Origin of the sequence: Clostridium sp. HBUAS56017, assembly GCF_007115085.1 — a bacterium.
Lineage (GTDB): Bacteria > Bacillota > Clostridia > Clostridiales > Clostridiaceae > Clostridium > Clostridium cibarium.
Window position 1 is genome coordinate 82,238 of record NZ_SULK01000011.1, and the last position, 26,532, is coordinate 108,769.

The 26,532-nt window shown below is 30.7% G+C and carries 20 protein-coding genes; 19 read left to right on the forward strand and 1 reads right to left on the reverse strand.

Features of this window, described 5'->3' with window-relative positions; all coding sequences use genetic code 11:
- Positions 1-180: 180 nt before the first annotated feature.
- The 19 genes from FAY47_RS10925 (at position 181) to rhaD (ending at position 26,109) form a co-directional block, all read left to right on the forward strand.
- The gene (locus tag FAY47_RS10925; protein WP_143316748.1) at positions 181-1,269 is read left to right on the forward strand and encodes a glycoside hydrolase family 88 protein; all 1,089 of its coding nucleotides are present in this window, start codon (positions 181-183) and stop codon (positions 1,267-1,269) included.
- A gap of 93 nt (positions 1,270-1,362) precedes the next feature.
- The gene (locus tag FAY47_RS10930) at positions 1,363-2,880 is read left to right on the forward strand and encodes an MFS transporter (RefSeq protein WP_143316749.1); all 1,518 of its coding nucleotides are present in this window, start codon (positions 1,363-1,365) and stop codon (positions 2,878-2,880) included.
- Between the two features lie 204 nt (positions 2,881-3,084).
- Entirely contained in the window at positions 3,085-4,617 is a 1,533-nt protein-coding gene (locus FAY47_RS10935) for a glycoside hydrolase family 28 protein (RefSeq protein WP_143316750.1), read from the forward strand.
- Between the two features lie 121 nt (positions 4,618-4,738).
- A complete protein-coding gene (locus tag FAY47_RS10940) occupies positions 4,739-5,434 on the forward strand; it encodes a GntR family transcriptional regulator (RefSeq protein ID WP_143316751.1) in 696 nt (231 codons plus the stop codon).
- A gap of 297 nt (positions 5,435-5,731) precedes the next feature.
- The gene (locus tag FAY47_RS10945) at positions 5,732-6,343 is read left to right on the forward strand and encodes a bifunctional 2-keto-4-hydroxyglutarate aldolase/2-keto-3-deoxy-6-phosphogluconate aldolase (RefSeq protein WP_143316752.1); all 612 of its coding nucleotides are present in this window, start codon (positions 5,732-5,734) and stop codon (positions 6,341-6,343) included.
- The gene (locus FAY47_RS10950; RefSeq protein WP_143316753.1) at positions 6,324-7,355 is read left to right on the forward strand and encodes a sugar kinase; all 1,032 of its coding nucleotides are present in this window, start codon (positions 6,324-6,326) and stop codon (positions 7,353-7,355) included. Before FAY47_RS10945 ends, FAY47_RS10950 begins: the two co-directional genes overlap by 20 nt.
- A gap of 29 nt (positions 7,356-7,384) precedes the next feature.
- Positions 7,385-8,212, forward strand: coding sequence for a polysaccharide deacetylase family protein (locus FAY47_RS10955; protein WP_143316754.1), 828 nt, complete (start codon positions 7,385-7,387; stop codon positions 8,210-8,212).
- Between the two features lie 57 nt (positions 8,213-8,269).
- On the forward strand, positions 8,270-9,739 hold the full coding sequence (locus FAY47_RS10960; protein WP_143316755.1) for a tagaturonate reductase: 1,470 nt from the start codon (positions 8,270-8,272) through the stop codon (positions 9,737-9,739).
- A complete protein-coding gene (locus FAY47_RS10965) occupies positions 9,732-11,213 on the forward strand; it encodes an altronate dehydratase family protein (RefSeq protein WP_143316756.1) in 1,482 nt (493 codons plus the stop codon). The genes FAY47_RS10960 and FAY47_RS10965 overlap by 8 nt, the downstream gene beginning before the upstream one ends.
- A 12-nt stretch (positions 11,214-11,225) precedes the next feature.
- A complete protein-coding gene (gene uxaC / locus FAY47_RS10970; protein ID WP_143316757.1) occupies positions 11,226-12,626 on the forward strand; it encodes a glucuronate isomerase in 1,401 nt (466 codons plus the stop codon).
- Between the two features lie 427 nt (positions 12,627-13,053).
- On the forward strand, positions 13,054-14,571 hold the full coding sequence (locus FAY47_RS10975) for an extracellular solute-binding protein (RefSeq protein ID WP_185966800.1): 1,518 nt from the start codon (positions 13,054-13,056) through the stop codon (positions 14,569-14,571).
- Positions 14,572-14,645: 74 nt separating this feature from the next.
- Complete coding sequence (locus FAY47_RS10980; RefSeq protein WP_143316759.1) at positions 14,646-15,611, forward strand: ABC transporter permease subunit; 966 nt, start codon at positions 14,646-14,648, stop codon at positions 15,609-15,611.
- Between the two features lie 15 nt (positions 15,612-15,626).
- On the forward strand, positions 15,627-16,523 hold the full coding sequence (locus FAY47_RS10985; RefSeq protein ID WP_243129603.1) for a carbohydrate ABC transporter permease: 897 nt from the start codon (positions 15,627-15,629) through the stop codon (positions 16,521-16,523).
- 120 nt (positions 16,524-16,643) lie between these two features.
- Entirely contained in the window at positions 16,644-18,146 is a 1,503-nt protein-coding gene (locus tag FAY47_RS10990; protein WP_143316760.1) for an extracellular solute-binding protein, read from the forward strand.
- Between the two features lie 22 nt (positions 18,147-18,168).
- Positions 18,169-20,433 carry a GDSL-type esterase/lipase family protein gene (locus FAY47_RS20300; protein WP_185966801.1) on the forward strand — a complete coding sequence of 755 codons (2,265 nt, stop codon included), beginning with the start codon at positions 18,169-18,171 and terminating at the stop codon, positions 20,431-20,433.
- Positions 20,434-20,444: 11 nt separating this feature from the next.
- A complete protein-coding gene (locus FAY47_RS11000; protein ID WP_185966802.1) occupies positions 20,445-22,328 on the forward strand; it encodes a polysaccharide lyase family protein in 1,884 nt (627 codons plus the stop codon).
- A gap of 19 nt (positions 22,329-22,347) precedes the next feature.
- A complete protein-coding gene (locus tag FAY47_RS11005; RefSeq protein WP_143316762.1) occupies positions 22,348-23,175 on the forward strand; it encodes a polysaccharide deacetylase family protein in 828 nt (275 codons plus the stop codon).
- An 18-nt stretch (positions 23,176-23,193) separates the two neighbouring features.
- Complete coding sequence (locus FAY47_RS11010; protein ID WP_143316763.1) at positions 23,194-25,203, forward strand: beta-galactosidase; 2,010 nt, start codon at positions 23,194-23,196, stop codon at positions 25,201-25,203.
- Positions 25,204-25,290: 87 nt separating this feature from the next.
- Positions 25,291-26,109, forward strand: a complete 819-nt coding sequence (gene rhaD / locus FAY47_RS11015) for a rhamnulose-1-phosphate aldolase (protein ID WP_143316764.1) — start codon at positions 25,291-25,293, stop codon at positions 26,107-26,109.
- Positions 26,110-26,131: 22 nt separating this feature from the next.
- Here rhaD and rhaM read toward each other — a convergent pair whose 3' ends face one another.
- Positions 26,132-26,446, reverse strand: coding sequence for an L-rhamnose mutarotase (gene rhaM, locus FAY47_RS11020; protein ID WP_143316765.1), 315 nt, complete (start codon positions 26,444-26,446; stop codon positions 26,132-26,134).
- Positions 26,447-26,532: the final 86 nt, after the last annotated feature.

The following is a 26,532-nucleotide window of genomic DNA, read 5'->3' on the forward strand; positions in this document are numbered from 1 at the left end:
AGGAAAAGGAAATACTATTACTACATAAAAAATGGGAAATATTTTTTTGAAAAAATAAAATAAGTTGAAACTAATATACTAATTGCTATTGACTTTGTAATTTTGAGGTAATATAATAGATTCATGGAAGGAATACGTTTCCAAAGAACTAATAATCGTAAGAAGAGAGGGATTGTTATAATGAAAGATTATGCAAAGTGGATGGCTGATTCAATAATAGCTAGAAACACAGATTTGACTAGTTATTGGGCTTATGAATTTGGTTTAACACTGGATGGAATCGCTGAAGTTTGGAAACAAACTAAGGATGAAAAGTATTTCAATTATGTTAAAGATGCTATGGACACTTTCATTGGTGATGATGGAAGTATTAGAGGATACAGAGTAGATGAATATAATATTGATCATTTAAACAATGGCAAAATAGTCCTAACTTTATATCAAGCAACTAAAGAAGAAAAATATAGAAAAGCTTTAGAATTGCTAAGAACACAAATAAATAACCATCCAAGAACTAGAGAAGGAGTTTTCTGGCATAAAGAGATATATCCAGAACAAATATGGTTAGATGGTTTATATATGGGAGCGACTTTCTATGCAAAGTATGTAAACGAATTCGGGGACATCAAAGAATTTGATGATATAGCTAAACAATTTATTATTGCCAAGAGTCATTTAATAGATGAAAAAACTGGATTATTATATCATGCATATGATGATGCTAGAGTACAACCTTGGGCTAATAAGGAAACAGGGTTATCAAGACATTTTTGGAGCAGATCGATGGGTTGGTATGTTATGGCTTTAGTAGATACTTTAGAAGTATTACCAGAAGATAATAAACATAGAGCTGAAATGTTAAAAATACTTCAAGATACAGTAGATGCTTTAGTAAAAGTGGCAGATAAGGATAGTCATGTATGGTATCAAGTACTAGATCAAGGAGATAGAAAAGGAAATTACTTAGAAGCTTCAGGGTCTTCAATGATTGCTTATGGAATTTTAAAGGGAGCAAGACTTGGATATCTAAGAGAAGAATTGAAAGGATTCGGACAAGCTTCATTTAAAGGATTAGTAGATGAATTCATCCTTGAAACTGATGAAGGTAACATTAATTTAAATAAAATATGCTTTGTTGCTGGACTTGGTGGAAAAGATAACAGAGATGGATCATTTACATATTACATAAGTGAACCAATAGTTGCCAATGAACCAAAGGGGTTAGGACCTTTCGTATTAGCAGCTGCAGAAAACAATTTATTACAATAGGGATGTAGTCCGAGATGATTGTAAGGATTTTAATTCTTACAATCATCTAGAAATAATTAAAAGGTATTATTTATCAAAATTGGAGGGGAAAAAATGAAAAGGAAAGTTACTGTTAAGAATATGATAGGTTATGCATCTATTAATTTCTTAGGGAGTGGAGCACAGAAAATAGTTCAGCTATATTTAATGGTATTTTATACAACACTTTGTGATATTAGTGTGGTACAAGCGGGAACTATATTTACAGTTACTAGATTTCTTGATGCTATTTTAAATCCTGTAATGGGATTCGTTAGTGATAACTTTGGAAGGACTAAATTAGGTAAACGTTTTGGTAGAAGAAAATTCTTCATCTTAATCGGTGTACCATTGTCTATGATTGTGTTTCCGTTGATGTGGACAGTTGGTCATTCTTTTGCATTTTATTTCGCAGTTAATATGGTTTGGGAAATGTTATTTACTGTAATCATTGTTTCTGCAATTGCATTACCTGCAGAGATGGCACAAACTGCAGCTGATAAGACAAAACTTGTTGCTGCTAAATCATATTTTGGAACAGTAGCTAATATTGTAGCTGCAGCTATTCCAGCAGAGTTATTCCGTAGATTTGGTGAAAATGAACCAAAATCATTTGCTTTAGTAGGTATTGTTTATGCTGCTATAATTGCAGTTTCGTTAATTGTTGTTTATGCATTTACATTTGAGCGTGATCCAAAGGAAGTTGTTTATGACGATCAAGCACATGGTATAGGAGAAATATTAAAGAAGTTAGTATTAGATATATCTTCAACATTGAGAGTAAAATCATTCAGAATTCATACAATTATGATGCTTTTAATTGGAATTTATAAAAATTTAGCTGGTAGTATATTAACTTATTATGTAATTTGTTGTATGGCAATAGCTAATGCAAAGTCAGCAACAGGATATGTTTCAGCTATATCAACATTTGTTTCTTTAGGAACTTTAACAGTGTTTGTAGCCCTTGCTTATAAGTATGGTGGACCAAAGACTTTCAGAGTTTCTGCAAGTATAGTTATTTTAGGATGTATTGGATATATTGGCGTAATGTTTATGAAAGGTACAGATTGGTTAATTCCTGTTTTTGTTGTAGCACAGTTAATTAATGAAATTGGTAAAGGCGGTTGTGATTACATACCAGTATTCCAATTACCATTTATGGCTGATATAGATGAGGCTGTAACAGGTACTAGAAGAGAAGGTATATTCTCGGGGGTTAATGGAGCTATGTCTAAGATTTCATACGGAATAGAATCATTAATAATGACTGGAGGATTGGCAGCTTTCGGGTATGTTTCTGGAAAGGATGTTGTACAACCACAATCAGCTGTAATAGGAGTAGCAATTTTAGCAACTGCACTTCCAATGGTTATACTTCTTGTTACTTTTATTGTTTCTACTAGACTTAAATTAACTAAAGAAAATCATAAGCTTTTAGTTGATGAAGTTAATAGAGTAAAAGCTGGTGGAGATAAATCACAAGTTACACCAGAAGCTAGAAAAGCGATTGAAGACTTAACAGGATTTGCTTACGAAAATTGCTTCGGAAACAATAATGTAGGTTATCATTCAAAGACTGCTAATGCATAAAAGATAAACATTTAGTACAGGTAAAATGATTAATATTAATATAGTAGATAAATGTAATCTTATGTTTATCTACTATATTTTTTTGATATTATATAAATTAATAAACAATAGTTTTTGTTTAGAGTAGTTGGAAATTTATTAATGTAGTTATTTGGCATTTTAGGGCCTGAAATACGATATAAGATTTTTTAGGGGGAGTTATTTGTGGAATTAGAAAAATTTGAATGGAATCAAGATTTATACAATAAAATAGAGAAAAAAGTCAATGAAAATATGCCTAATATAGAAAATCTGAAAAAATATGATATTACAGATTTAGAATATGGTGGGTTTATTCGAATAGTTGAAGAAGAATATTTAACCCATCCTGATGGGCCTTATAAAGGGACAAAGTCAGAGCTTAAAAAAGATAGGGATTATCTTGGAAAAACTTTAATTAAAAATACTCAAAAAGTTAAATATTATGGAGAAGTAATACAAAAAGCTATTGATGAAGCTAGTGAAAATGTAAGCGGTGGTAAAGTTATAATACCAGGAAGTCATAACTCAAATAAGCCTAATGTTTATTATACAGGTGCTATAACGTTAAAGAGCAATGTAGTGCTGGAAATAGAAGAAAATGCTATTTTAAGATTTGTTAGAAATAAAACTAATGAATTTTATCCTTTAGTTTATACAAGATGGGAAGGCATTGAGATGATAAATTTCTCTCCGTTTATATATTCTTATGAGGCTGAAAATATCGCTATAATAGGTAAAGGGGTATTAGATGGAAATGCAGATGAATTTAACTGGATGCCATGGAAGTTTGGATACTTTGGAGAAGAAAATCAACAAATTCAAAGAGATAGATTATTTGAATTAGGTGAAATTAATGCGGATGTAAGGACTAAAAGAATATTTGGTGATGATATTTCTACAATAAGACCACCATTTATTCAACCATATAAATCTAGAAATATACTTATAAAAGATATAAAAATTATTAACTCTCCATTTTGGGAGATGAATCCAGTACTTTGTGAAAATATTAAGGTTGATAAAGTAAAAGTCGATACCAATTTATATAATAATGATGGGTTTGATCCAGAATCATGTAAAGACATGATTGTAGAAAATTGCTATTTCCTAACAGGAGATGACTGCATAGCTATAAAATCAGGAAGAAATAATGAAGGGAGAAATATTGGAGTGCCATGTGAGGATATAATTATTAGAAATAATGAATTTAAAGATGGTCATGGAGGAATTACCATTGGTAGTGAAATATCAGGTGGGGTAAATGATGTGTTTGCTCATGATAATTATTTTGATAGCGAAGAGCTAGATTACCCAATAAGATTCAAAACTAACGCGGAACGTGGAGGAAAATTGGAAAACATCTATGTTAAAAATAGCGTAGTAAACAAATCAAAAGTAGCTGTTATACATGCAGACTTTTTCTATGAAGAAGGAGAAGTTGGAAAGCATAAGCCTATTTTGAGAAATGTTACATTGTCTAATATAAAAACAGTAGAAGGTGGAAGTATAGATGCCCAAAATGCTTTATATATTAAAGGGTTTGAAAATGCACCTATAGAAAATATTGTAATAGAGGATGCTGTCTTAAATGGTGTTCAGGGAGAGGCTATATTACAAAATGTTAAGAATATAACTTTTAAAAATGTTTTTATAAATGGAAAACAGTTAGATAATAGAACTTTTAGCGTGAATAATAAATTTGAAGTAATTTATTGAAAATGAATTAGAAAATATATTATTAATTTTAAAACTCATGTATTGAATAATTTAGCATATTTAGTATACTTGAATATGTGAAAGCAATATAAAGGAAGTACATATCCGGAGGTGAAAATATTTGGTATTATACGATAAATTTGAAAAGGAAAGTGGAAAAGACTATGCATACAGGGTGTTAAGAGAAAATATAATGTCTTTAGAGCTTAATCCTGGAGAATTATTAAGCGAAATTGAACTATCAGAAAAATTAGGTATATCAAGAACTCCTATTAGAGAAGTTTTGATGAAACTAAAAAGTGAACATTTAATAGAAGTAAAACCTCAATCAGGAACATATGTCTCTTTAATAGATTTAGATTTAGTTCAGGAAGCTAGGTTTATGAGATTTACATTAGAAGAAAAAGTGTTGAAATTGGCATGTGAAAACTTTAGCGAAGAATTATTTGTTGAATTAGAGAAAAACTTATATGCTCAACAGATAATTGCTGATATGGATGGTGGAGAAAAAGAATTTCATAAGTTAGATAACCATTTTCATGAGTTATTTTTCTTAGGAGTGAATAAAGAAAATGTTTGGAAAAGCATATTGAATATAAGTACTCACTATAATAGAATGAGAATTTTATCTCAAGCAGAAGATTCAAAAAGAGATGTTGTAGAACAACATAGAGAATTTATAGAAGTTATCAAGAATAAAAATATAGACAGAGTTGAGTCTTTAATTAGTGAGCATATGAGATATACAAAGAACAGTTGGGAACATCTTCTGAAGGAAGATAATGAATCACATAATTTTTTCAAGATAAATAAATAGTTAAATTAAGAATTTAGAAAAGTGCTTATTTTTATAATAAAGCACTTTTTTATATGTAAAAATTTGAAAAGGGTTGCAAAATCATATGGAGAGTGTATAATAGAATTATAACTAGTATACAAGAAGAGGCGAGATGAAGAGAATTATCACTTATTAAAATAAGCTGAATTTGAAACCACTTAGAAAAAACCGTATATTACATAGAATCTGTCTTCATTTTTCATATGAGGTTTATGGAAACTTAACAATGAAAGCGCCTCGCTTAGTATACAAGAATATAATTTAGGGGGAAGACATATGTTAAATAAATTAAAGGAACAAGGAATAGTAGCTGTAATAAGAGCTAAAGATCATGAAGAAGCTATGGGAATCATAGAAGCGTGTCTTAATGGAGGCGTAAAAGCTTTAGAATTAACTTATACAATCCCTAATGTTGTAGAAGTAATAAGAGAAGTAAATAAAAAATATAGTGATGCATTAGTAGGTGTTGGTAGTGTGTTAAATGGAAAGATGGCTTTAGATGCGATAGAAGCAGGAGCTAAATATGTTGTAAGTCCAGGATACTCAGAAGAAGCTAACACAGTTTGTCATTCAAAAGGAGTAGTTTATTTACCAGGTTGTATGACAGTGACAGAAGTAATGCATGCAATGGATAAAGGAAATACAATGGTTAAGATTTTCCCTGGAGAATTATTTGGACCTAAATATATAAAAGCATTGAAAGCGCCAATTCCACACGTTGATATAATGCCAACAGGTGGTGTTAATATAGATAATATTGATGAATGGTTTAAAATGGGGGTTTCTTGTGTTGGTGTAGGTAGTGCGTTAACTAATGCTGGAAGCTTGAAGGATATAGAAAATTTAGCTAAGGAGTTTGTAAAGAAAATTGAAAAGATTAGATCTTAAACAAGAAGGTAAAATACTGGGATTTGGAGAGATAATGCTTAGATTGACTCCAGAGGAATCAGAAATGATAATACAGGCAAATAAGTTTAATGCTACATATGCTGGCGGGGAAGCTAATGTAATATGTAGTCTTAGTATGTTCGGACATGATACTAAAATGTTGACAAAACTTCCTAGTAATCCTCTAGGTGAAAAAGTTATAAGAGATTTGAAGTCTTTTGGGGTAGACACCAGAGAAATCCTTAGAGGTGATGGAAGACTTGGAATATATTTTTTAGAACAAGGTGCGGGGCTAAAAAATTCAGAAGTGGTGTATGACAGAAAATATTCAGCAATTTCTCTGGCGAAAAAAGAGGAGTTTAACATTGAGGAAATATTAAAAGATGTTAAAGTTCTTCATGTATCAGGAATTACACCAGCATTAAGTGATGAATTATTTAATTTCACATTACAATTGGTAAAGGCTGCAAAAGAAAGAAACATAGTTGTATCATATGATTCCAATTATAGAGCAAAACTTTGGAGTTTAAAAGATGCCAGAAGATTTATGGAAAATGTATTACCTTATGTCGATATAGCGTTTCTTGGAATACTTGATTTTAAGAATATCTTAAAATATGAGTTAGAGCAGGAGAAAAATTTTGAAAAAGATTTAGAAACTCTTTATAATCAGTTGTTTAAGAAATATCCTAATTTAAAATTTGCTGCATCAACTAAGAGATGGGTAAATTCTGTAAACAATAACTCTCTTCAAGGATTTTTATATAATGGAGAAACTTTGGAAAAGAGCAATAAATACACATTTGATATCATTGACAGAGTAGGTGGCGGGGATTCATTTACTGCTGGAGTATTACATGGTGTTTTAACAGGAATGGAAGAGAAAAGAATAATAAACTTTGCTACTTGTGCAAGTGTTTTAAAACATAGTATAAAAGGTGACATCAATATGGTCGGGATAGATCATGTTACCACACTTATGGATTCAGGAGTAGAGAATATTAAAAGATAATGTAAAACATATTTAGGAGATGGAGAGGTATGGATAAGATATACAAGTGTTTTCCACAAGGAAAATTTAAAGTATTAACTATGAGTTATGACGATGGAAAGATCCCAGATAAAAGATTAATTAAAATCTTCAATGAAAATGGAATTAAGGGGACATTTCATCTTAACTCAGGTTATATGGAAAAGAATGATCCGGCAATAACCTATTCTTATGGAAAGAGAATTCCTAAGGAAGAAATAAAGGATTTGTATGAAGGTCATGAGGTATCTTGTCATACTCTAACCCATCCTACTATAGCAAGATGTCCTATGACACAAGTTATTGAACAAGTCTTGGAAGATAGAAAGGCTTTAGAAGCAATTGTAGGGTACCCGGTTAGAGGATTATCTTATCCAAATGGATCTTACAATAATGAAATTGAAAACATGCTACACCATGTTGGAATTGAATATTCAAGAATAGTTGGCAATAGTGATAATTTTGAATTGCCAAGAAATTATTATGAATGGAAAGCTACATGTCATCACAATCACAATTTGTTAAAGTTAGCAGATGAATTTATTGCTTTAGACAAAAAACAATATATGTATATGTTTTATGTTTGGGGACATAGTTATGAATTTGAAAGAGATAATAATTGGGAGCTTATTGAGAAATTTGCTAAGAAGATTGGTAAAAGAGAGGATATCTGGTATGCAACTAATATAGAAATCGTTGATTACTTAAAGGTATGTGATAGTTTATTATTTGCAGCAGATGGAAGTTTTGTATACAATCCTTCAGCAGCATCAGCATGGATTAGTGTAGGTGATGTTGTTTTTGAGATTCCAGGCGGAACTCAAGTTGCTCTTAAATAGGAATGTGATGATAGTAGTACGTTAGAATTCAAAAATATTTTATGAGGTGAATTACTTATGCAAAAAAAATTAAGTGTTGAATGTTTAAATTCAAAACAAAAAGCTATATATGATAAAGTTATAAAAAGTCCGATTAAGATCATGCAAATAGGAGAAGGAAACTTTTTAACTTCTTTCTTTGATTGGATGGTATATAAGTCAATAGTAGCAGGAAAATATGAAGGATCAATTGCATTGACTTGTCCTTTAAATTTTGATCAAAAAATAAACACATTAAAAGAGCAAGATATGCTTTATACAGTAACACAAAGAGGATTTAGAGATAATGTTGAAGTAGATGAAAGTGATATAATTTCTGTATTTTCAAAAGTATTTAACTACAATGTTGACTGGAATTCATTTATGGAAATTGCTGAACTGGAAAGCTTAGAAGTAATTATATCTAACACTACAGAAGCAGGACTAGCTTATAAGGAAGTAGAACTTAACAAAGTATCAGTTGATGGGTTATATCCAGGAAAATTAACAGCATTTTTAATGCATAGATTTGAAAACTTAAAAGACAAATCTAAGAAATTACTTATCTTCCCATGTGAATTAGTAGATGATAACGGTAAAGTTCTTGAAGAAATGGTTAAGAAACATGCAGAAAGTTTTGGAGCTAGTGCTGAATTTAAGGCTTGGCTTAATGCTTCATGTGTATTCCTAAGCAACTTAGTTGATAGAATAGTTCCAGGATTCCCAAGAGAAAACACTGAAGAATACTTTGAAAAATTAGGATATATTGATAATGCAGCTTCAGTATGTGAACCATTCTTTTTATGGGGAATTGAAGGAAGCGAAGAGTATGACAAGATATTACCACTAAAATCAGCTGGATTAAATGTTAAATGGGCAGATTCACTATACGATATTCATTTATTAAAAGTTAGTATATTAAATGGATCCCATACTTTAATAACTCCACTTGGAATCTTAAAGGGATTTGAAAGAGTAGATGAGCTAATTGAAGATTTAGAAGAAAAGGCATTTTTAAATGAAGCTTTAGAAAATGAAATAATACCATCATTAAAGAATGATGATGCAGAAGAATATGCGAAGACAATTCTTCAAAGATTTAGAAATCCACATTTAAAACATAAACTTGAATCTATATCTATGAATTCTGTATCAAAATTTGTTAACAGAGACTTACCAACTGTTAAAGCTTATATCGAAGATAATAACGCTTTACCAAAGAATATGGTAATTGGTCTTGCAGGGCTTCTTAGATTCTATCAAATAGAAAAGAAAGAAGATAAGTATGTAGGACATAGCTTTAAAGGTCAAGAATATCCTGTTTTTGACGTACCAAATGTTTTAGAATTCATGAGTAGTGTAAATAAAGAATATTCAGTTAAAAATGAAGATTATGTAAAAGTTGTACTTAGTAATACAGAACTTTGGGGTGAAGATTTAACTTTAATCAAAGGTTTAACTGTAGCGGTAAGTGAAGCATTAGAAAGTTTGGAGAAGAAGTATGCATAAAGTAATTAAGATAAATCATGATGATGATGTTGCTGTGCTGTTAGAAGACGGTAAAGCTGGAGAAGGCATCAATATTGGAGAAATAAAATTAGTAAATGATATACCAAAAGGACATAAGGTTGCTATAAAGAATATTAAAAAAGGACAAGACATTCTTAAATATGGTTATAGCATAGGAAAGGCAAAAGAAGATATCAAAGTTGGAGATTGGGTGCATTCTCACAATCTTGGTACAGGACTTGGAGAAATATTAGAATATAACTTCAAGGGAGATATAAAAGAAGTTCACAAAGAAAAAAGTGATCTTACTTTTAAAGGATATGTTCGTGATAATGGAGAAGTTGGAATAAGAAATGAAATATGGATCATTAATACAGTTGGTTGTATTAATAAAACTTGTGCAATTTTAGCAAGAGAAGGGAATAAGCTTATAAATGATAAGGTAGATGGTGTATATCATTTTGAACATCCATTTGGATGTTCTCAACTTGGTAGTGATTTAGAGAATACTAGAAAGATTTTAGCTGATATGGTAAATCACCCAAATGCAGCAGGAGTACTTGTAGTTTCTCTTGGATGCGAAAATAATACATTAGAAAGCTTTAAAGAAATACTTGAGCCTATAAATCATGATAGAATCAAGTTCTTAAGAGTTCAAGATGTTGAAGATGAAGTTGAAGAAGGCAAGAAGCTTATAGGAGAATTGGTTGAATATGCTTCAAAATTCGAACGTGAAGATGTAAATATATCTAAACTGAAAATTGGGTTGAAATGCGGTGGATCTGATGCATTCTCAGGTGTTACAGCTAATCCATTACTAGGAAGAATATCAAATACTTTGACCACTTTAGGTGGAACAGCTATACAAACAGAAGTGCCAGAAATGTTTGGGGCTGAAACAATCCTATTTGATAGAGCTATAAATAAAGATATTTTTGATAAAAGTGTGGATCTTATAAATAACTTTAAAGAATATTTCATGAGGTATAATCAAGTTATTTATGAAAATCCTTCACCTGGGAATAAAAAAGGTGGAATAACAACATTAGAAGAAAAATCATTAGGTTGTGTACAAAAGAGTGGTAAGGCTGTAGTAACTGATGTATTAGAATATGGAGATAGAGCAACAAAGACAGGTTTAAACCTAATTTCTGGTCCGGGAAATGATCAATGTGCAGTTACAGTTCTCGCAGCAGCTGGTGCACATATAGTATTGTTTACTACTGGAAGAGGAACACCATTTGGTGGAAATGTTCCGACATTAAAGATTTCAACCAATACGGATCTTTACAATAGAAAGAAAAATTGGATAGATTTTAATGCGGGAGAACTTATTGGATCAAGCAATCCAGAAAAAATTGATGAAGAGTTTTTAGATTTAATTATAAAAACTGCATCAGGCGAGTATAAGGCTAAAAATGAAGTTAATGATTATAGAGAAATATCTATATTAAAGGATGGAGTTACATTATAGGAGGGATTTAACATGAAAGAGTTCATGGGAGAAGATTTTTTATTATCAAATGAAACTGCAAATACATTATATAATAAGTATGCTAAGGACATGCCAATTTTTGATTATCACTGTCATTTAATACCAGAACAAATTGCTAAGGATATTAAGTATAACAATATTACTGAAATATGGTTATATGGAGATCATTATAAATGGAGAGCAATGAGAAGTTATGGTGTAGATGAAAAATATATAACAGGAGATTCAACTGACTTCGAAAAGTTTAAAGCATTTGCTTCTGTAATGCCTTATTTAATAGGTAACCCAATTTATCATTGGTCTCACTTAGAGCTTAGAAGATACTTTGGTGTAACTGAAGTCCTAAGCGAAAAGAATGCTGAAGAGATATGGAATAAATGTAATGAAGTAATAAAGAGTGCTGGATTTACTGCAAAATCAATTATTATGAAGTCAAATGTTAAATACATTGGAACTACTGATGATCCAGCTGATAGTTTAGAATTTCATCAAGAAATAGCTAAGGATAGGGATTTTACATGTGAGGTAAGACCAGCATGGCGACCAGATAAAGTTGTAAAGATAGGTAGTGAAGGCTTTGCTGAATATATAAAAGTATTAGGTAGTACTGAAAATACAACAATTACATCGTATAGTGAACTTTTAGAAGTACTTAAAGAGAGATTACAATTCTTCGTAGACAATGGTTGTACAATTACAGATCATGCTATGGATAGAGTTTACTTTAGAGAAACAACTGAAGAAGAGGTTGATGCAATCTTAAAGAAAGCTTTAGGTGGACAAACTTTAACTCAAGATGAAATAGAAAAATATAACACATTAACTATGATTAAATTAACTGAAATGTATCATAGTCATGGAATGGTTTTACAATTACACATCGGAGCTATGAGAAACAATAATAGCAGAATGTTTAAGAAATTAGGACCAGATGTAGGTTTTGATAGTATTGATGATGGGGAAGTAGCGAAGCCTTTATCAAGATTTTTAGATGCATTAGAATCTGAAGATAAGTTACCTAAAACAATATTATATTGTTTAAATCCTAAGGATAATGAAGTTCTTGCAACTATGCTTGGAAACTTCCAAGGTGGAGGAATAGCTGGTAAGATTCAATTTGGATCTGGATGGTGGTTCCTTGACCAAAAAGATGGAATGGTAAAACAAATGACAGCTTTATCCCAATTAGGGCTTATAAGTAAATTTGTTGGAATGCTTACAGATTCACGTAGTTTCTTATCATATACAAGACATGAGTATTTTAGAAGAATACTTTGTAACTACCTAGGCGGATTAGTTGAAAATGGAGAATATCCAGCTGATATGGAGATTCTAGGAAAAGTAGTGCAAGATATTTGTTATAACAATGCAGCAGTATATTTTAAAAGATAAAAATACAATTTTGGTGACTGTCTAAGGTAGATTAAACCTTAGGCGGTCTTTTTGTTTTAAAGATTAATCTAACAAATTTAGAGAAAGTGCAGAAAAAAAGCAAAGATTACAGCATAATATTGAATTAAAAACTATAGAAATTCGCAATTGTGTTGATTTTATTTTGTTTTTAAACATGAATGAAAGGAAAAACAAGAAAAAATAACAAAAATATGTTGACTATTATAATGTAAAGGTTTATAATCAAGTTGTAAGTAAAGGTATACATTAATTAAACATTATATAATTATGAGAGGAGTTATAATATAACAAAACTTTGCTATTATTTGTTGGAAAACTTACACACGTTTGCATATATTCAAATAATATGCATTATAGAATGTTTTAAATTTTATTAGTTTAAATATATTAAAGGGGAGATATGGTTATGAAGAGTAAGAAAATTTCATTGATTTTAGTTGGATTGATGTCTTTAACAATGTTGGCTGGTTGTGGTTCGAAGGATGCAAAAGATTCTTCAGGGGATAAACATATATCAATTATGGCGCCTTTAGTAGGAACAGATGCACCTGCGGGAGATAATGAGATTCAAAAACAATTAGAAGAAAAAACAGGATATAAAGTTGATATTACATGGGTTCCTGATAGTTCCTATAATGATAAGTTATCAATTACATTAGCATCAGATGAAGTCCCTGATATATTGGTTGTGAAAGATAAAGATGCAACAACAATTAGCAATGTTAATAAAGGTGCTTTTTGGAAGTTAGATGATTTCATTGGAGATTATGATAACTTATCAAAAGCAGATGAATCAATAAAAGAAAATGCCTCATTTAACGGAAGTACATATGGTATTTATAGAACTAGAGATGTTATTCGTTCTTGTGTAGCTATAAGGAAAGATTGGTTAAATAATTTAGGGTTAAAAGAACCAAAAACCCTAGAAGAATTTACAGATATGCTTAAAAAGTTTACTAACAATGATCCTGATAAAAACGGGAAAAAGGATACATATGGAATGGTTATTCCAAAATGGCCTGGAAGCTTAAATACAAACAGTCCTTTTGATCAAATGTCAATTTGGTTTGGAGCACCAAATGCAACAAAAGTTGATGATGGAAAAGTTACTCCAGACTTTATGACAGATGAATATATGAATGCATTAGATTATTTCAAAAAATTATATGATGAAGGTTTAATGAATAAAGATTTTGCAGTAATGGATTCAAAGAATTGGGATGATCCATTTGTAAATGGACAAGCTGGAGTTATAGTTGATGTTCAATCAAGAGCATTGGATAAGCTACAAAAGAAAATGTTGGAGAAGTATGGAGATGATGGTAAAAATGGGGACTCTTATGTAACAATGGTTGGCAATATTACAACTAGTGCAGCAGATAAAATTTTACCAACTACAGGATATTCAGGAATGTTAGTACTACCAAAACAAAGTGTTAAGAGCGAAAAAGATGTTAAGAAAGTATTAGACTTCATAAATAAGACTAATACAGAAGAAGTTAATACTATACTAAATAATGGTGTAGAAGGTGTTCATTATAAAATGGAAAATGGGAAGTATGTTCCAACTACTGATAAAACATTAAAAGCACAATTAGACGCATATTCTCAGTTATCAACTAATACACCAAATTACAAAATAATGAAACCTTTAAAAGGTAATAATCTTGAAGCACAAAGAAACGACATTATGGAAAAAGGTAAGGATAAAGCAGTGTTTAATCCAACAGCATCATTAATTTCTGATGTGTATTCTAAGAAGGGTGCTCAATTACAAAATATTATGGCTGATGCTAGAATCAAATATATTGCTGGACAAATAGATAAAAAAGGTTATCAAGATGCAATTAATTTATGGTTAAGCACAGGAGGACAAGAGTATATGGATGAATTAGGAAAGTTATACAAAGAGAATATTAAATAGATCAGTTGGAGGATGTCTTGAAATTTTGACATCCTCTAAAGCAAAATATATAAATAAGAAAGGAATGAGAGCGTATGGAAAATAGTGTAATAAGTGCAGAACCAAATAAAGCAAAAATTACACCTAAAAAGAAAATATCGCTTTTAGATCATATAAAGCATAATAAGTGGCTTTACATTATGTTAATACCAGGAATAATATATTTTATTGTATTTAGATTTGCACCAATGTGGGGACTATCTATAGCTTTCAAAGATTATTCACCTTACTTAGGATTTTCAGGTAGCAAGTGGGTTGGATTTGAATATTTTAAAGATTTCTTTTCTAGTCCTGACTTTGGAAGATTAATGTCAAATACATTAATTCTTGGAGCTTTAAATGTTACTGTGGGATTTGCCTTTCCTATTATATTAGCTTTATTGCTAAATGAATTAAGAGTAGAAATATATAAAAAATGTATACAAACAGCAATATATGTGCCTCACTTTGTTTCTTGGACTATAGTTGCAAGTATATCAGTAATATTATTAACAGCAGATACTGGAGCCCTTTCTAACTTGTTAGAAACGATAACTGGGCATCAAATTAATGCACTTACTGAACCAGGATTGTTTAAACCCATGATAGTATTTCAAGGAATATGGAAAGAAAGTGGATATGGAACAATAATATATCTTGCAGCATTAGCATCTGTAGATCCAGAACAGTATGAAGCAGCTGTAATGGATGGTGCAGGAAGATTTAAAAGAGTTATACATATTACTTTACCAGCTATAAAAAATACAATTGTTGTTATGTTGATTCTTAAGTGCGGACAATTCTTATCTACAGGATTTGATCAAATCTTCTTGATGACAAATTCATTAAATCGTGTAGCAGCAGATGTATTTGATACTTATGTATATCAATTAGGTATAACACAAGGTGCATATAGTTATGCAACAGCAGTTGGATTATTTAAATCTTTAGTTGGAGTTATTTTAGTACTTGGGTCAAACTTTATTGCAAAAAAAGTTGATCCAGATAGTGGAATATTCTAGTGAGGAGGAGATGTTATGATTATGAGTAAAAAGAGAAAAAAAGATATATTTAACACTCCTGCTGGAAGAGTATTTGATGTCTTTAATATAATTATTTTAGGTGTTTTCGGGTTTATAACAATAGTTCCTTTCTTATTTGTTATAGCAGGATCATTCTCTTCAGAGGTAGAGTTGTCAACAAGACATTTTTTCATAATACCACATGGTTTTACATTAGAAGCTTATAAATACATTTTTGATGCAGGAAATATTTTTAGAAGTTTATTAACAACAATAGGTGTAACTGTTGTCGGTACAATTGTACAATTATTTTGTACATTTTCAATGGCTTACCCTCTTTCAAGAAAAGGGTTAAGAGGTAGATCTTTTTTAATGAAATGTGTAGTTATAACAATGGTATTTAGTGGTGGAATGATTCCTACATTCTTAGTAGTTAAATCATTAGGATTATTAGATTCATATTGGGCATTAATTTTACCAGTTGCAATTAATCCATTTAACTTAATAATAATTAAGAATACATTCCAAGAGTTTCCAGAAGAATTAATAGAAGCTGCTAAGATAGATGGTTGTTCAGAAATAAGAACATTTATTAAGATAGTATTACCATTATCAATGCCTACAATAGCAACATTCACATTATTCTATGCTGTTGGAACATGGAATGATTTCTTTAACGCATTCCTATATATAAATGATAGTAGCAAATGGACATTACAAATTATTTTACGCCAGATAACATTAATGTCAGATATTGCTGCTAATGGAGATGCAGTAGCAACGCTAGAAATTCCTAAAGAAGCAGTTAAATTAGGTACAATAGCAGTAGCGACAATTCCTATTTTGTGCATATATCCATTCTTACAAAAACATTTTGCAAAGGGAATGATGTTAGGATCTGTAAAAGGATAAGATTTCAATAATAGAGAAGCTGTCTTATATTTCTAAGTATTATACTAAGATAATTTTAAGACAGCCTTTTATAGTATATTAGCTTTTGTTAAATAAATTTATAGAAGGGGGCTGCCTCTTATGAAAAAGATGCTTAAACCAATAACAGCAATGATTACATTATGTACTTTACTAGGAACTTTTGTAGGTTGCTCGGCAAAGGATAAAGAGGAAAGTTTAGATAGTATTTCAATTGTTGCACCCTTAAATAGCATTGATGAACCAGAGAAAAACAGTGAGATATTAAGTAAATTAGAAGAGCTAACTGAAATGAAAGTTGATATAAAATGGATACCAAAAGGAAATTATAAAGCTAAAAGTACAGCTATGATAGCTTCAGGAGAATGTCCTGATATTCTTGTGGTAGAAGATATAACTGAAGATATCGTAAAAGGTGTAGATCAAGGAGGCTTTTGGCAAGTGGATGATTATATCACAGATTATGAAAATTTATCAAATGGAGATAAGGCAATTCAAAATAATGCATCTTTTAAAGGAAAAACTTATGGCATTTATAGATATAAAGATATGGTAGATAATTCAATGATTTTTAGGAAAGATTGGTTAGATAAGTTAGGTCTTAAAGAACCACAAAATATTGATGAATTTACAGAAATACTTAGAAGATTTAGAGATAGTGATCCTGATGAAAATGGCATAAAAGATACATATGGATTGGGAATTGCTGGAGCAGATGAAGGTAAATTTAATGATATTTTTAATCAAATTGCTGCGTGGTTTGGGGCACCAAATGGTTGGAAAGTTAAAGATGATAAATTAGTCCCTGCATTTACTACAGAAGAGTATAAAAAGGCCTTAGATTATATGAGAAAAATATATGATGAAGGATATATAGATCTAAAGTGCTATTTAAAGAATAATTCAGATGTTGAAGATAACTTTTTTAATAATAAGTATGGAGTTATATTTGAAAAATTATCAAAAGCAGTGGATTTAGAAAAATCAATTAAAGAAAAAAATCCAAATTCAGAAACTGATAAACTTATAACAACAATAAGTAGTATTAAGGTAAATGAAAATAGTAAGGTATTTGGAGGTAAAGGTTATTCTGGTATGCTTATGTTTCCTAAAAAGGGAATAAAGAGTGAGGAAAAATTAAGAAAGGTCTTAGGATTTGTTGATAAACTAAATAGTAAAGAGTGTTATACTTTGCTTAACTACGGTATGCTGGGCGAAAATTACACAATTGAAAATGGAGAATATAAATCATTGCAGAATAGTACAACTTATGATTTGCTTTCTTTTTCAGAATTAAGTATCAATTGGAATAAAGAAAGTTTATCAACAAACGAAAAGAGTAATTTCAGAAAAAACTTGAGTAAAGTGCAAGATTTAAAAGAAGATAGTATTATCGAAAATCCAGTTTTAAATTTAAAAACAGAAGGATATATAAATAATGAACAAAGTGTTTTATTGGATTTAGAGTCAATAAATGCAAAATATATTTTTGGAGAGCTAGATAAAAGCCAGTACGAATCAGCACTAAGAGAATGGCTTGAAAATGAAGGAGATAGTTATATTGAAAAAGTAAATAAGTTATATGAGGAATATTTAGATAAATAGTCATAGCTTTTAGGAGGAAGAGATGAGTAGAAGAATAGAAAAAGAGCCAAAGCCAGTACTGATAGGAGAAATAAATACTGAGAAGGCAGGAAAAAATGCAAAAGCACTTATAGGTGATGTTGATGGTGATGGAAGAATGGAATTAGTGATGGTTCAAGCTAATGGTGGTATTGATGATAGATACGAACCTCACCAAGTTCAGGCTATTACAACATTTGATCTTGAAGGGAATCTACTTTGGCAGGTAGGAATTCCAAGTGACATACCTGGAGAGTTTGGTTCAGATTTTCCAGCTCAAATAGCAGATATAGATGGTGATGGAATTAATGAAGTATTATGTGTTATGAATAAGAAGTTTAAAATTTTAGATGGTAAAACAGGAAAAGTAAAAAAGAAATATGATTTGCCTAATGAAGAAGCACATGATTGTATAATAGTTGCTAATCTTTCTGGCAATGAATTTCCTCAGGATATAATACTTAAAAATAGATATACAAAGATGTGGGCAATGGACAAAAACTTTAATTTATTATGGGAGCATGAAGGAAATATAGGACATTATCCATGGATTTGCGATATTAATGGTGATGATAAGGATGAAGTTTTAGCTGGATATGACATGCTAGATAGTAAAGGAAATGTTTTGTGGTCTTGCAAAGATTTAAAGGATCATGCAGATTGTATAACTATTGGAGATGTTCTTCGTAATCCAGCTAGAGGTGGACAAATCGTTATAGGTGGTAGTGGTAATTCAACTGTTATGTATTCTTGGGATGGAAAAGAAATGTGGAGATATGAAAATTCTGTAGAGGCACAACATATTGCAGTAGGTCAATTTAGGGAAGATTTAGAAGGGTTACAAATAGCAGGACTTGATCGCATAGTAAGAGGAGACTTAGATGGAACTGTAAATCCTGAGACAGGAAGAGACGGGATATTCATTCTTGATTGTAATGGAAAAGAATTAATAAAGGAAAACCGTGAGACAAAGGGATGGCTTACAATTATAGAAACATTTCACAATTGGAGTGGAAATAAGAAAGATTATATTTTAGCTTACAGAAGAGGGGGAGGAGTCCTACCAACTCTTTATAATGGTTTTTTGGAACCAGTTGCAACATTCCCAGTAGATGGATATGTAATCCATGCTGATTTGTTAAATAATAATATAGAATGTGTAATTATATATAGTGATGGAAAAGCGAGTATTTTTGCTGCGAAATTTATGGATATTAGTAGATATGAAAATATCCCAATAGAACAAAGTAAAAGGCTTTCACATTCCACATTGTATCCAGGAGCAGATGTGAAAATTGTAGCAGATAAATATTATAAAGGTACTCTTCCAATAGAAAGTAAAATAAAAGAGCTTAGATATAAATTCCCTCTTGAAAATGATATATATGATGTTTCTATAACTTTTGGAGGATCTGAAACAACTTCATATACTGAGAGCGTTAAAGTAGGAAATCGTAGGTTATATTTGAAGTCAATAATTACTGCAAAAGGAGAATTAGTAAAAAAGACTTTTTCGGTTAATGTGTTTGATAATGAATTAAGAATTGCTATAGATGGGGAAAATCCCGTTGTTAATGATATTGAAATATATAAGGCAGATGCTAAAACAATATTTTTAGCAGGTGACTCTATTGTGTGTGATCATTTTGAAGAGCCATATACAGGATGGGGACAAGTATTGCCTTCATTTTTTGATGAAGGAGTTGCAGTGAGTAACCATGCATTTGGAGGGAGAACTGCAGTAAGCTTTATTAAAGAAAGTAGATTAGATGACATTTTACAATTAATAAAGCCTAATGACTATTTATTTATACAATTCGGGCACAATGATCAAAAACCAGGAATGTTTTATTCAGATGCTAATGGAAAATATAAAAGGGTATTAAGAGAATATATTAATGTTGCCCGAAAGAAAGGGGCTATACCTGTGCTTATTACATCTATGCCTAGAAGAGAGTTTGGTGAAGATGAGAAGATAGTAAATACTCATGGTTATTATCCGGAAGCTGTTAGAGAACTAGCTAAAGAAGAAGGAGTTGTCTTAATAGATTTAAATTATAAAGGTGAAAGATTGGTAAATAGCATGGGAGTTGAGGAAAGTAAGAAATTATTTTTGCATTATGCTCCAGGTGAATTTCCAGGATATCCGGATGGAATAAAAGATAACAGTCACTTCTGTGAAGATGGAGCGATTAAAATAGCTGAACTTATTGTAGAAGGAATAAAAGAAAATAAATTAGAGTTAGTAAAGTATTTTAGAAAAAAATGAGGTATGAAAAAATGAGAAGTGTTAATTTAGTAGTCAATAATATGGAAGCTACTTTAGATAATGGGCTTATAAGAGTTAAATTCAATAATCAAGGTTCTGTTGACTCTTTAATAAAGAACGGAAAAGAACTTTTAAAAGGATTAACCGGTGATGATAGAGATGTCAATAGAAAAAGAACATTCTATTTGGATTATCACGCAAATGGCAAATTTAGAAATTTCCAACCTCGTCAGATTAAGGTATTACAGCAAGGAGAAGATTTGGTTCATATAGCATATATAGATACTACAAGTTTGCTATATGCAGAATATCACATAATAATGAAAAAAGGTATAAGTGGAATATACTCATATGTTATTACAGCTAATAATAGTGATGAAAAATTAGAAATAGCAGAGCTTAGAACAGTATATAGGATGGGAACTTCAAATTTTAATATTGCATATAATTCTGAGAGAATAGGTAAACAACCAAGCCATAGTGAACTTGAAACAAAGGAAAAGCTTCAAGATGAGACATATAGATATGAAGATGGAGAAGTTTATTCAAAATATGATTATGCTGGATATTTTAAAGACAACCATCTATGGGGAGAATATGGAGATGAATTTGGAGCTTGGTTTATTCCAGCTAGTACTGAATATTATCCTAGTGGTCCTATGAAGCAGGAATTGTTAGTTCATTATGATGGAATAATTTTAAATTATATGACAGGAGCTCATTTTGGAACTGGAGCATTTGATGTTCCTAGAGATTGGAAAAAATTCTATGGACCATGGTTATTTTATATAAATGATGGAACCCATGAAGAGATGATTCAGGATGCAAAGAACATAGCAAAAGAACAAGGAGAAGAATGGCCTTATACTTGGGTTAATGAAGAACTATATCCTTTAGAAAGAGGTACTGTTAAGGGAAAATTAATTTCAAAAGATGGAAGAGATGTAGGCAATGCTATGGTTGTGCTTGCAAAAGATGGGGGAGAATTCTTAAGACAAAAAGGTGATTATATTTTTTATAATAAAGCAGATTCAGATGGTAACTTTGAAATTGAAAAAGTAAGACCAGGTGAATATACCCTTTATGCCTATGCTACCCATGGAACTATAACAAGACAATTAGAAAAGAAGGATATAGAAGTATTGGCGGGAGAGTTGAATTTAGGAAATTTAGTTTGGGAAGCTCCTAGATTTACAAATTTACTTTGGCAAATAGGAAAATCAGATAGAAAAGCATCTGAATTTAAATATGGTAGTGAATTTAGAAATTATAAATGGATGACATTATTACCTAAAAATTTAAATTATAAAATTGGTGAAAGTAATGAAAAAGAAGATTGGTATTATGCTGAGCCAAAAGATGCAACATGGAATATAAATTTTCAGTTAGATAAGAAGCTACAAAAAAATGCTCATTTAACAATAGCATTAGCAGGAGCTACAACTTACGAAATAGGAGTTAAATTATCACCTAAGCTGATAGTTAAGGTTAATGGTGAAATAATTAAAAAACTTTATTATGAAAATGATACAACATTTTATAGAAGTGCAGTTAAAAGTGGAAGATATCATTTAGAAGAGATAGAAGTTAATAAGGGTTTGTTAAATATTGGATATAACAATATAAGTCTAGAAAGTGTAGATGGAGCTTTTATGTATGACATTATACTTTTAGAAACAGAAGAAAAAGGAACAGAATTCACAAATAAAATGCTAGTAGACTGTTATAAAGCCTCTCGGTATATAGATGATGAAGTATCTTTAAAATTAAAAGGAGCTATAGAAAAAATTTATAATGAAAATTTTGAAGATAAAAATGAGATTTTAGCAGATATTTCTTCTATGAAATTTGATTTTGATATTAAGAATAACATTATAAATAATTTAAATAAATAGCAGCTAGGAGTGATAAAAAATGAGTACAATTTATAACTGCTTTCCAGGAGGAAAGCATAAAGTTTTGACAATGAGCTATGATGATGGAAGAAATGGAGATAGAAAGCTAATAGAAATTTTCAATAAATATAACATAAAAGGAACTTTTCATTTGAATTCTGGTCTTATTGAAAAATATGAGCCATTAATAAGTGATGCTTTTGGGAAAAGGATACCTAGAAAAGAGATAAAAGAGCTTTATAAAGGTCATGAAGTTTCCTGTCATACATTGACACATCCAACTATAGAAAGATGTCCAATGACAAATGTTATAAATGAGGTTCTAGAAGATAGGAAAGAACTAGAGTCATTAGTTGGATATACTGTTAGAGGATTATCATATCCTAATGGATCGTATACTGATGAAATAAAGAATATGTTACACCATGTTGGAATAGAATATTCAAGAATTGTAGGAAATAGTGAAAATTTTGCTATGCCAAAAGACTTCTATGAATGGAAGGCAACATGTCATCATAATCATGATTTGCTAAAATATGCAGACGAATTTATATCATTAAATAAAACTCAATATTTATATATGTTCTATGTTTGGGGACATAGTTATGAATTTGATAGAGATAATAATTGGAATCTTATGGAGGAGTTTTGTAAGAAGGTAGGAAATAGGGAAGATACATGGTATGCGACTAATATTGAAATAGTTGATTATTTAAATGTATGTAGAAACTTAAAGTATTCAGCTGATGGAAGTTTTGTATACAATCCTTCTATTCAAACAGCTTGGATTAGTGTAGACAAGGTTATTTACCAGATTAAAGGTGGAGAACAAGTTAATTTTAAATAATATAAAAGGGAGATTTTTATGAAGAAGTTATATCACGGAGCTGCTTTTTATCCAGAACTATGGGATGAGAAAACAATAAAAGAAGATATAAGGCTTATGAAGAAAACAGGAATAAATATAGTGAGAGTAGGAGAATTCATATGGAGCAAGCTTGAACGAAATGAAGGTGAAGTAGATATCTCATATTTAAAGTACATATTAGATTTATTATATAGAAATGATATTGAAGTTATAATGTGTACACCGACTCCGACTCCTCCTATTTGGTTTACACATAATCATGAGGAAAGATTACATGTTGATTCTAAAGGAAGAAAAATGGTGCATGGTTCAAGGCAACATGTATGTACAAATAATGAAAAGTTTAGAAAAGCAAGTAGAAATATAGTTGAAAATATAGCTAAAGAAGTGGGGAAACATCCAGCTATAGCTTTGTGGCAATTAGATAATGAATTTAAATGTCATATAAGCGAGTGCTTTTGTGAGACTTGTAAAGAAGAATGGCATAAGTGGTTGGAAAAGAGATATGTAACTATAGATAACTTGAATAAAAAATGGGGAACATTAATTTGGAGTGAATTATATCAAAGTTTTAATCAAGTTCCCCAGCCTTTTGAATCTACTCCATTTATTCATAATTCTTCACTTTCAACTATGTATCGTATATTTCATAGGGAAAAGATAGCAGAATTTGCATCTGAACAAGCAGATATAATTAGAAAGTATTCAAAAACAACAATTACTACAAATGCAGGATTAGGGTTCACCACGGACAATGAATTGCTATTTGAAAATCTTGATGTGGCAGGGTATGATACGTATGCATCTCATGAAACGCCACATGTATTTACTTTAAATTGCGATATATGGAGAAATATTAAGAAAGGTAAAAATTATTGGCTTCTAGAAACAAGTACATCTCATACAGGAGCACTAGATAGACATGCAGAAGTACATCCAAATGGCTATTTAGCTAGTGAAGCTGTAGCAACTTATGCTTTAGGCGGAGAAGGTTTTATATATTGGTTATGGAGACAACAACCATATGGATGTGAACAAAGTCATTCGGCAGTAATTAGTGCTTGGGGAAAGCCATCAGTTGGTTATAAAAATGTTTTAGAGGTTGAAAGAGCAAGAAAAAGAGTAGAAGAATTTATGATAAATACTGAATATACTCAAGCTGAACTTGCAGTAGCATATTCTGATATGGCTAAGACTTTCTTATTAACAGAAAGCCATAAAAAGGATCAGTATAGAGGACTAATTACAGATTTCTATAATAATGTTTTGAAGACTGGAATTCATAGAGATATGATACCAGAAGGATTTTCGTTAGATGGATATAAGTTATTAATTACTCCATTTATGTATTATTTATCACCTGAATATTTTGAGAGGGCAAAAAAGTTTGTAGAAGAAGGTGGAGTTTGGATTGTAGGACCATTAACAGGTGGTAGAACAAAAGAACATACAGTGAATATAGATGCAGCTTTGGGTAAAAATTTAGAGGAGTTGGCTGGCGTAGAAACATTATATACTTATCCCATGGAGAATTCAGGTGCGACTGGGGAAGCCTTTGGAGAGAAAGCACCGTTAAAATTATGGTCTGCTGTGTTTAAGCTTAATGGAGCTAAAGCTATTGGGATTCTAAAGGGTGGCATAACAGATGGTGAGGCGTTTATAACAGAAAATAAAGTTGGTAAAGGAAAAGTTATAATGCTCGGTTCACTTCCTTATGGTGAAGATGGAGATAGAATGTTGCAAAAAATGATTGATTATTATGCTAAAGAAGTAAATATATATGTAAGGGCAGAAGTTTCGGAGGGGACGATTAGTATTCCAAGACATGATGATGAAAATATTTATGAAGTAGTGGTTAATATGGATGGAAAAGGTGGAAATGTATTAATTCCAATAGAAGTTTTTGATGTTTTAGAAAAGGTTAATATACCCAAAGGAGAATTGAGGCTAGGAAGATATGAATATAAAATATTGAAACTAAATAAAAACAACAGAAAATCAAAATAAAAACAACTAAAAACTAAAATAAAATGTTGATTTTCTTTACGGAGCTATGTATAATTAGGGTATAAAAGAATTAGGAGATGAGATATAATGGATAGTAACAAAATTTTAGAAGCTTCTTTTATAAAAGAAATGATGTCAACTACATATAATATGTGGAGAATGGGCTGGGATGAAAGAAATGGCGGTAATATAAGTTACTTATTAAAAGAGGAAGAAGTAGCTAAGTTTCTAGATATATCAAAAGTGATAAGAACTATGAAATTACCTTTTCCAATTAAAGAATTAGCAAATAGATATTTTGTTGTGACAGGTTCTGGAAAATATTTCAAGAATGTTATAGATAATCCGGAGGAGAATATCGGAATCATAAGAGTGTCAGAGGATGGTTCATATATTGATATTCTTTGGGGATATGCAGATGGAGGAAGACCTACAAGTGAGTTAGTTGCACATTTTATGTCACATGTAAAGAGATTAGAAGTAGACAAGAACCATAGAATAGTTATGCATACTCATGCTACAAATCTTTTGGCTATGACTTTTGTTCATGAATTAGAGGAGCAAAAGATTACTAAAACATTATGGAAGATGTGTACAGAATGTTTAGTTGTATTTCCAGATGGTGTTGGATTGATACCTTGGATGATACCAGGAAGTGATGAAATAGGAATAGAAACTGCTAAGAAAATGATTGATCACAGGTTAGTAATATGGCCTCAGCATGGTATATTTGGAACTGGTACAAGCATGGACGAAACTTTTGGGCTTATTGAAACAGCAGAAAAAGCAGCAGAAATATACATGTTAATTGGGGGAAAAATCAAAAATTCAATGACTGATAAAGAGTTGAATGATTTAGCTAGAGCTTTTGGTGTATCACCAGCAGAAGGAATACTTAATAAATAAAAAAAGCCCTTTGGGGCTTTTTTTATTTAAGATTAAAAACTTTAGATAATTCGATTGAAATTGGACTATTGTCAGGATTTGTTTCCATTATATCTTTCATATGATCCCACCATTTTTTGCAGATTTCTGTTTTTGCAACCTTGTCCCACATTTCAACACCTTCCATTTCGATGTAAGCAAATAAATAGTTACTTTCCTTATCATGAAAAATTAGATAAGTGTGTGCCCCATGTTCTTTTAAAGTTTGTGCAAGTTCTGGCCATATGGAATCATGTCTTCTTTTATATTCTTCTTCTTGGCCAGCAAATAATTTCATTTTAAAAGCTTTTTGTATCATAATCAGTCTCCTTAATAATTTTATTGTTTCTTTGAATTAATTATACTATTTGTAAATGATATCAGTCAATTATAAATGTTGGTTTT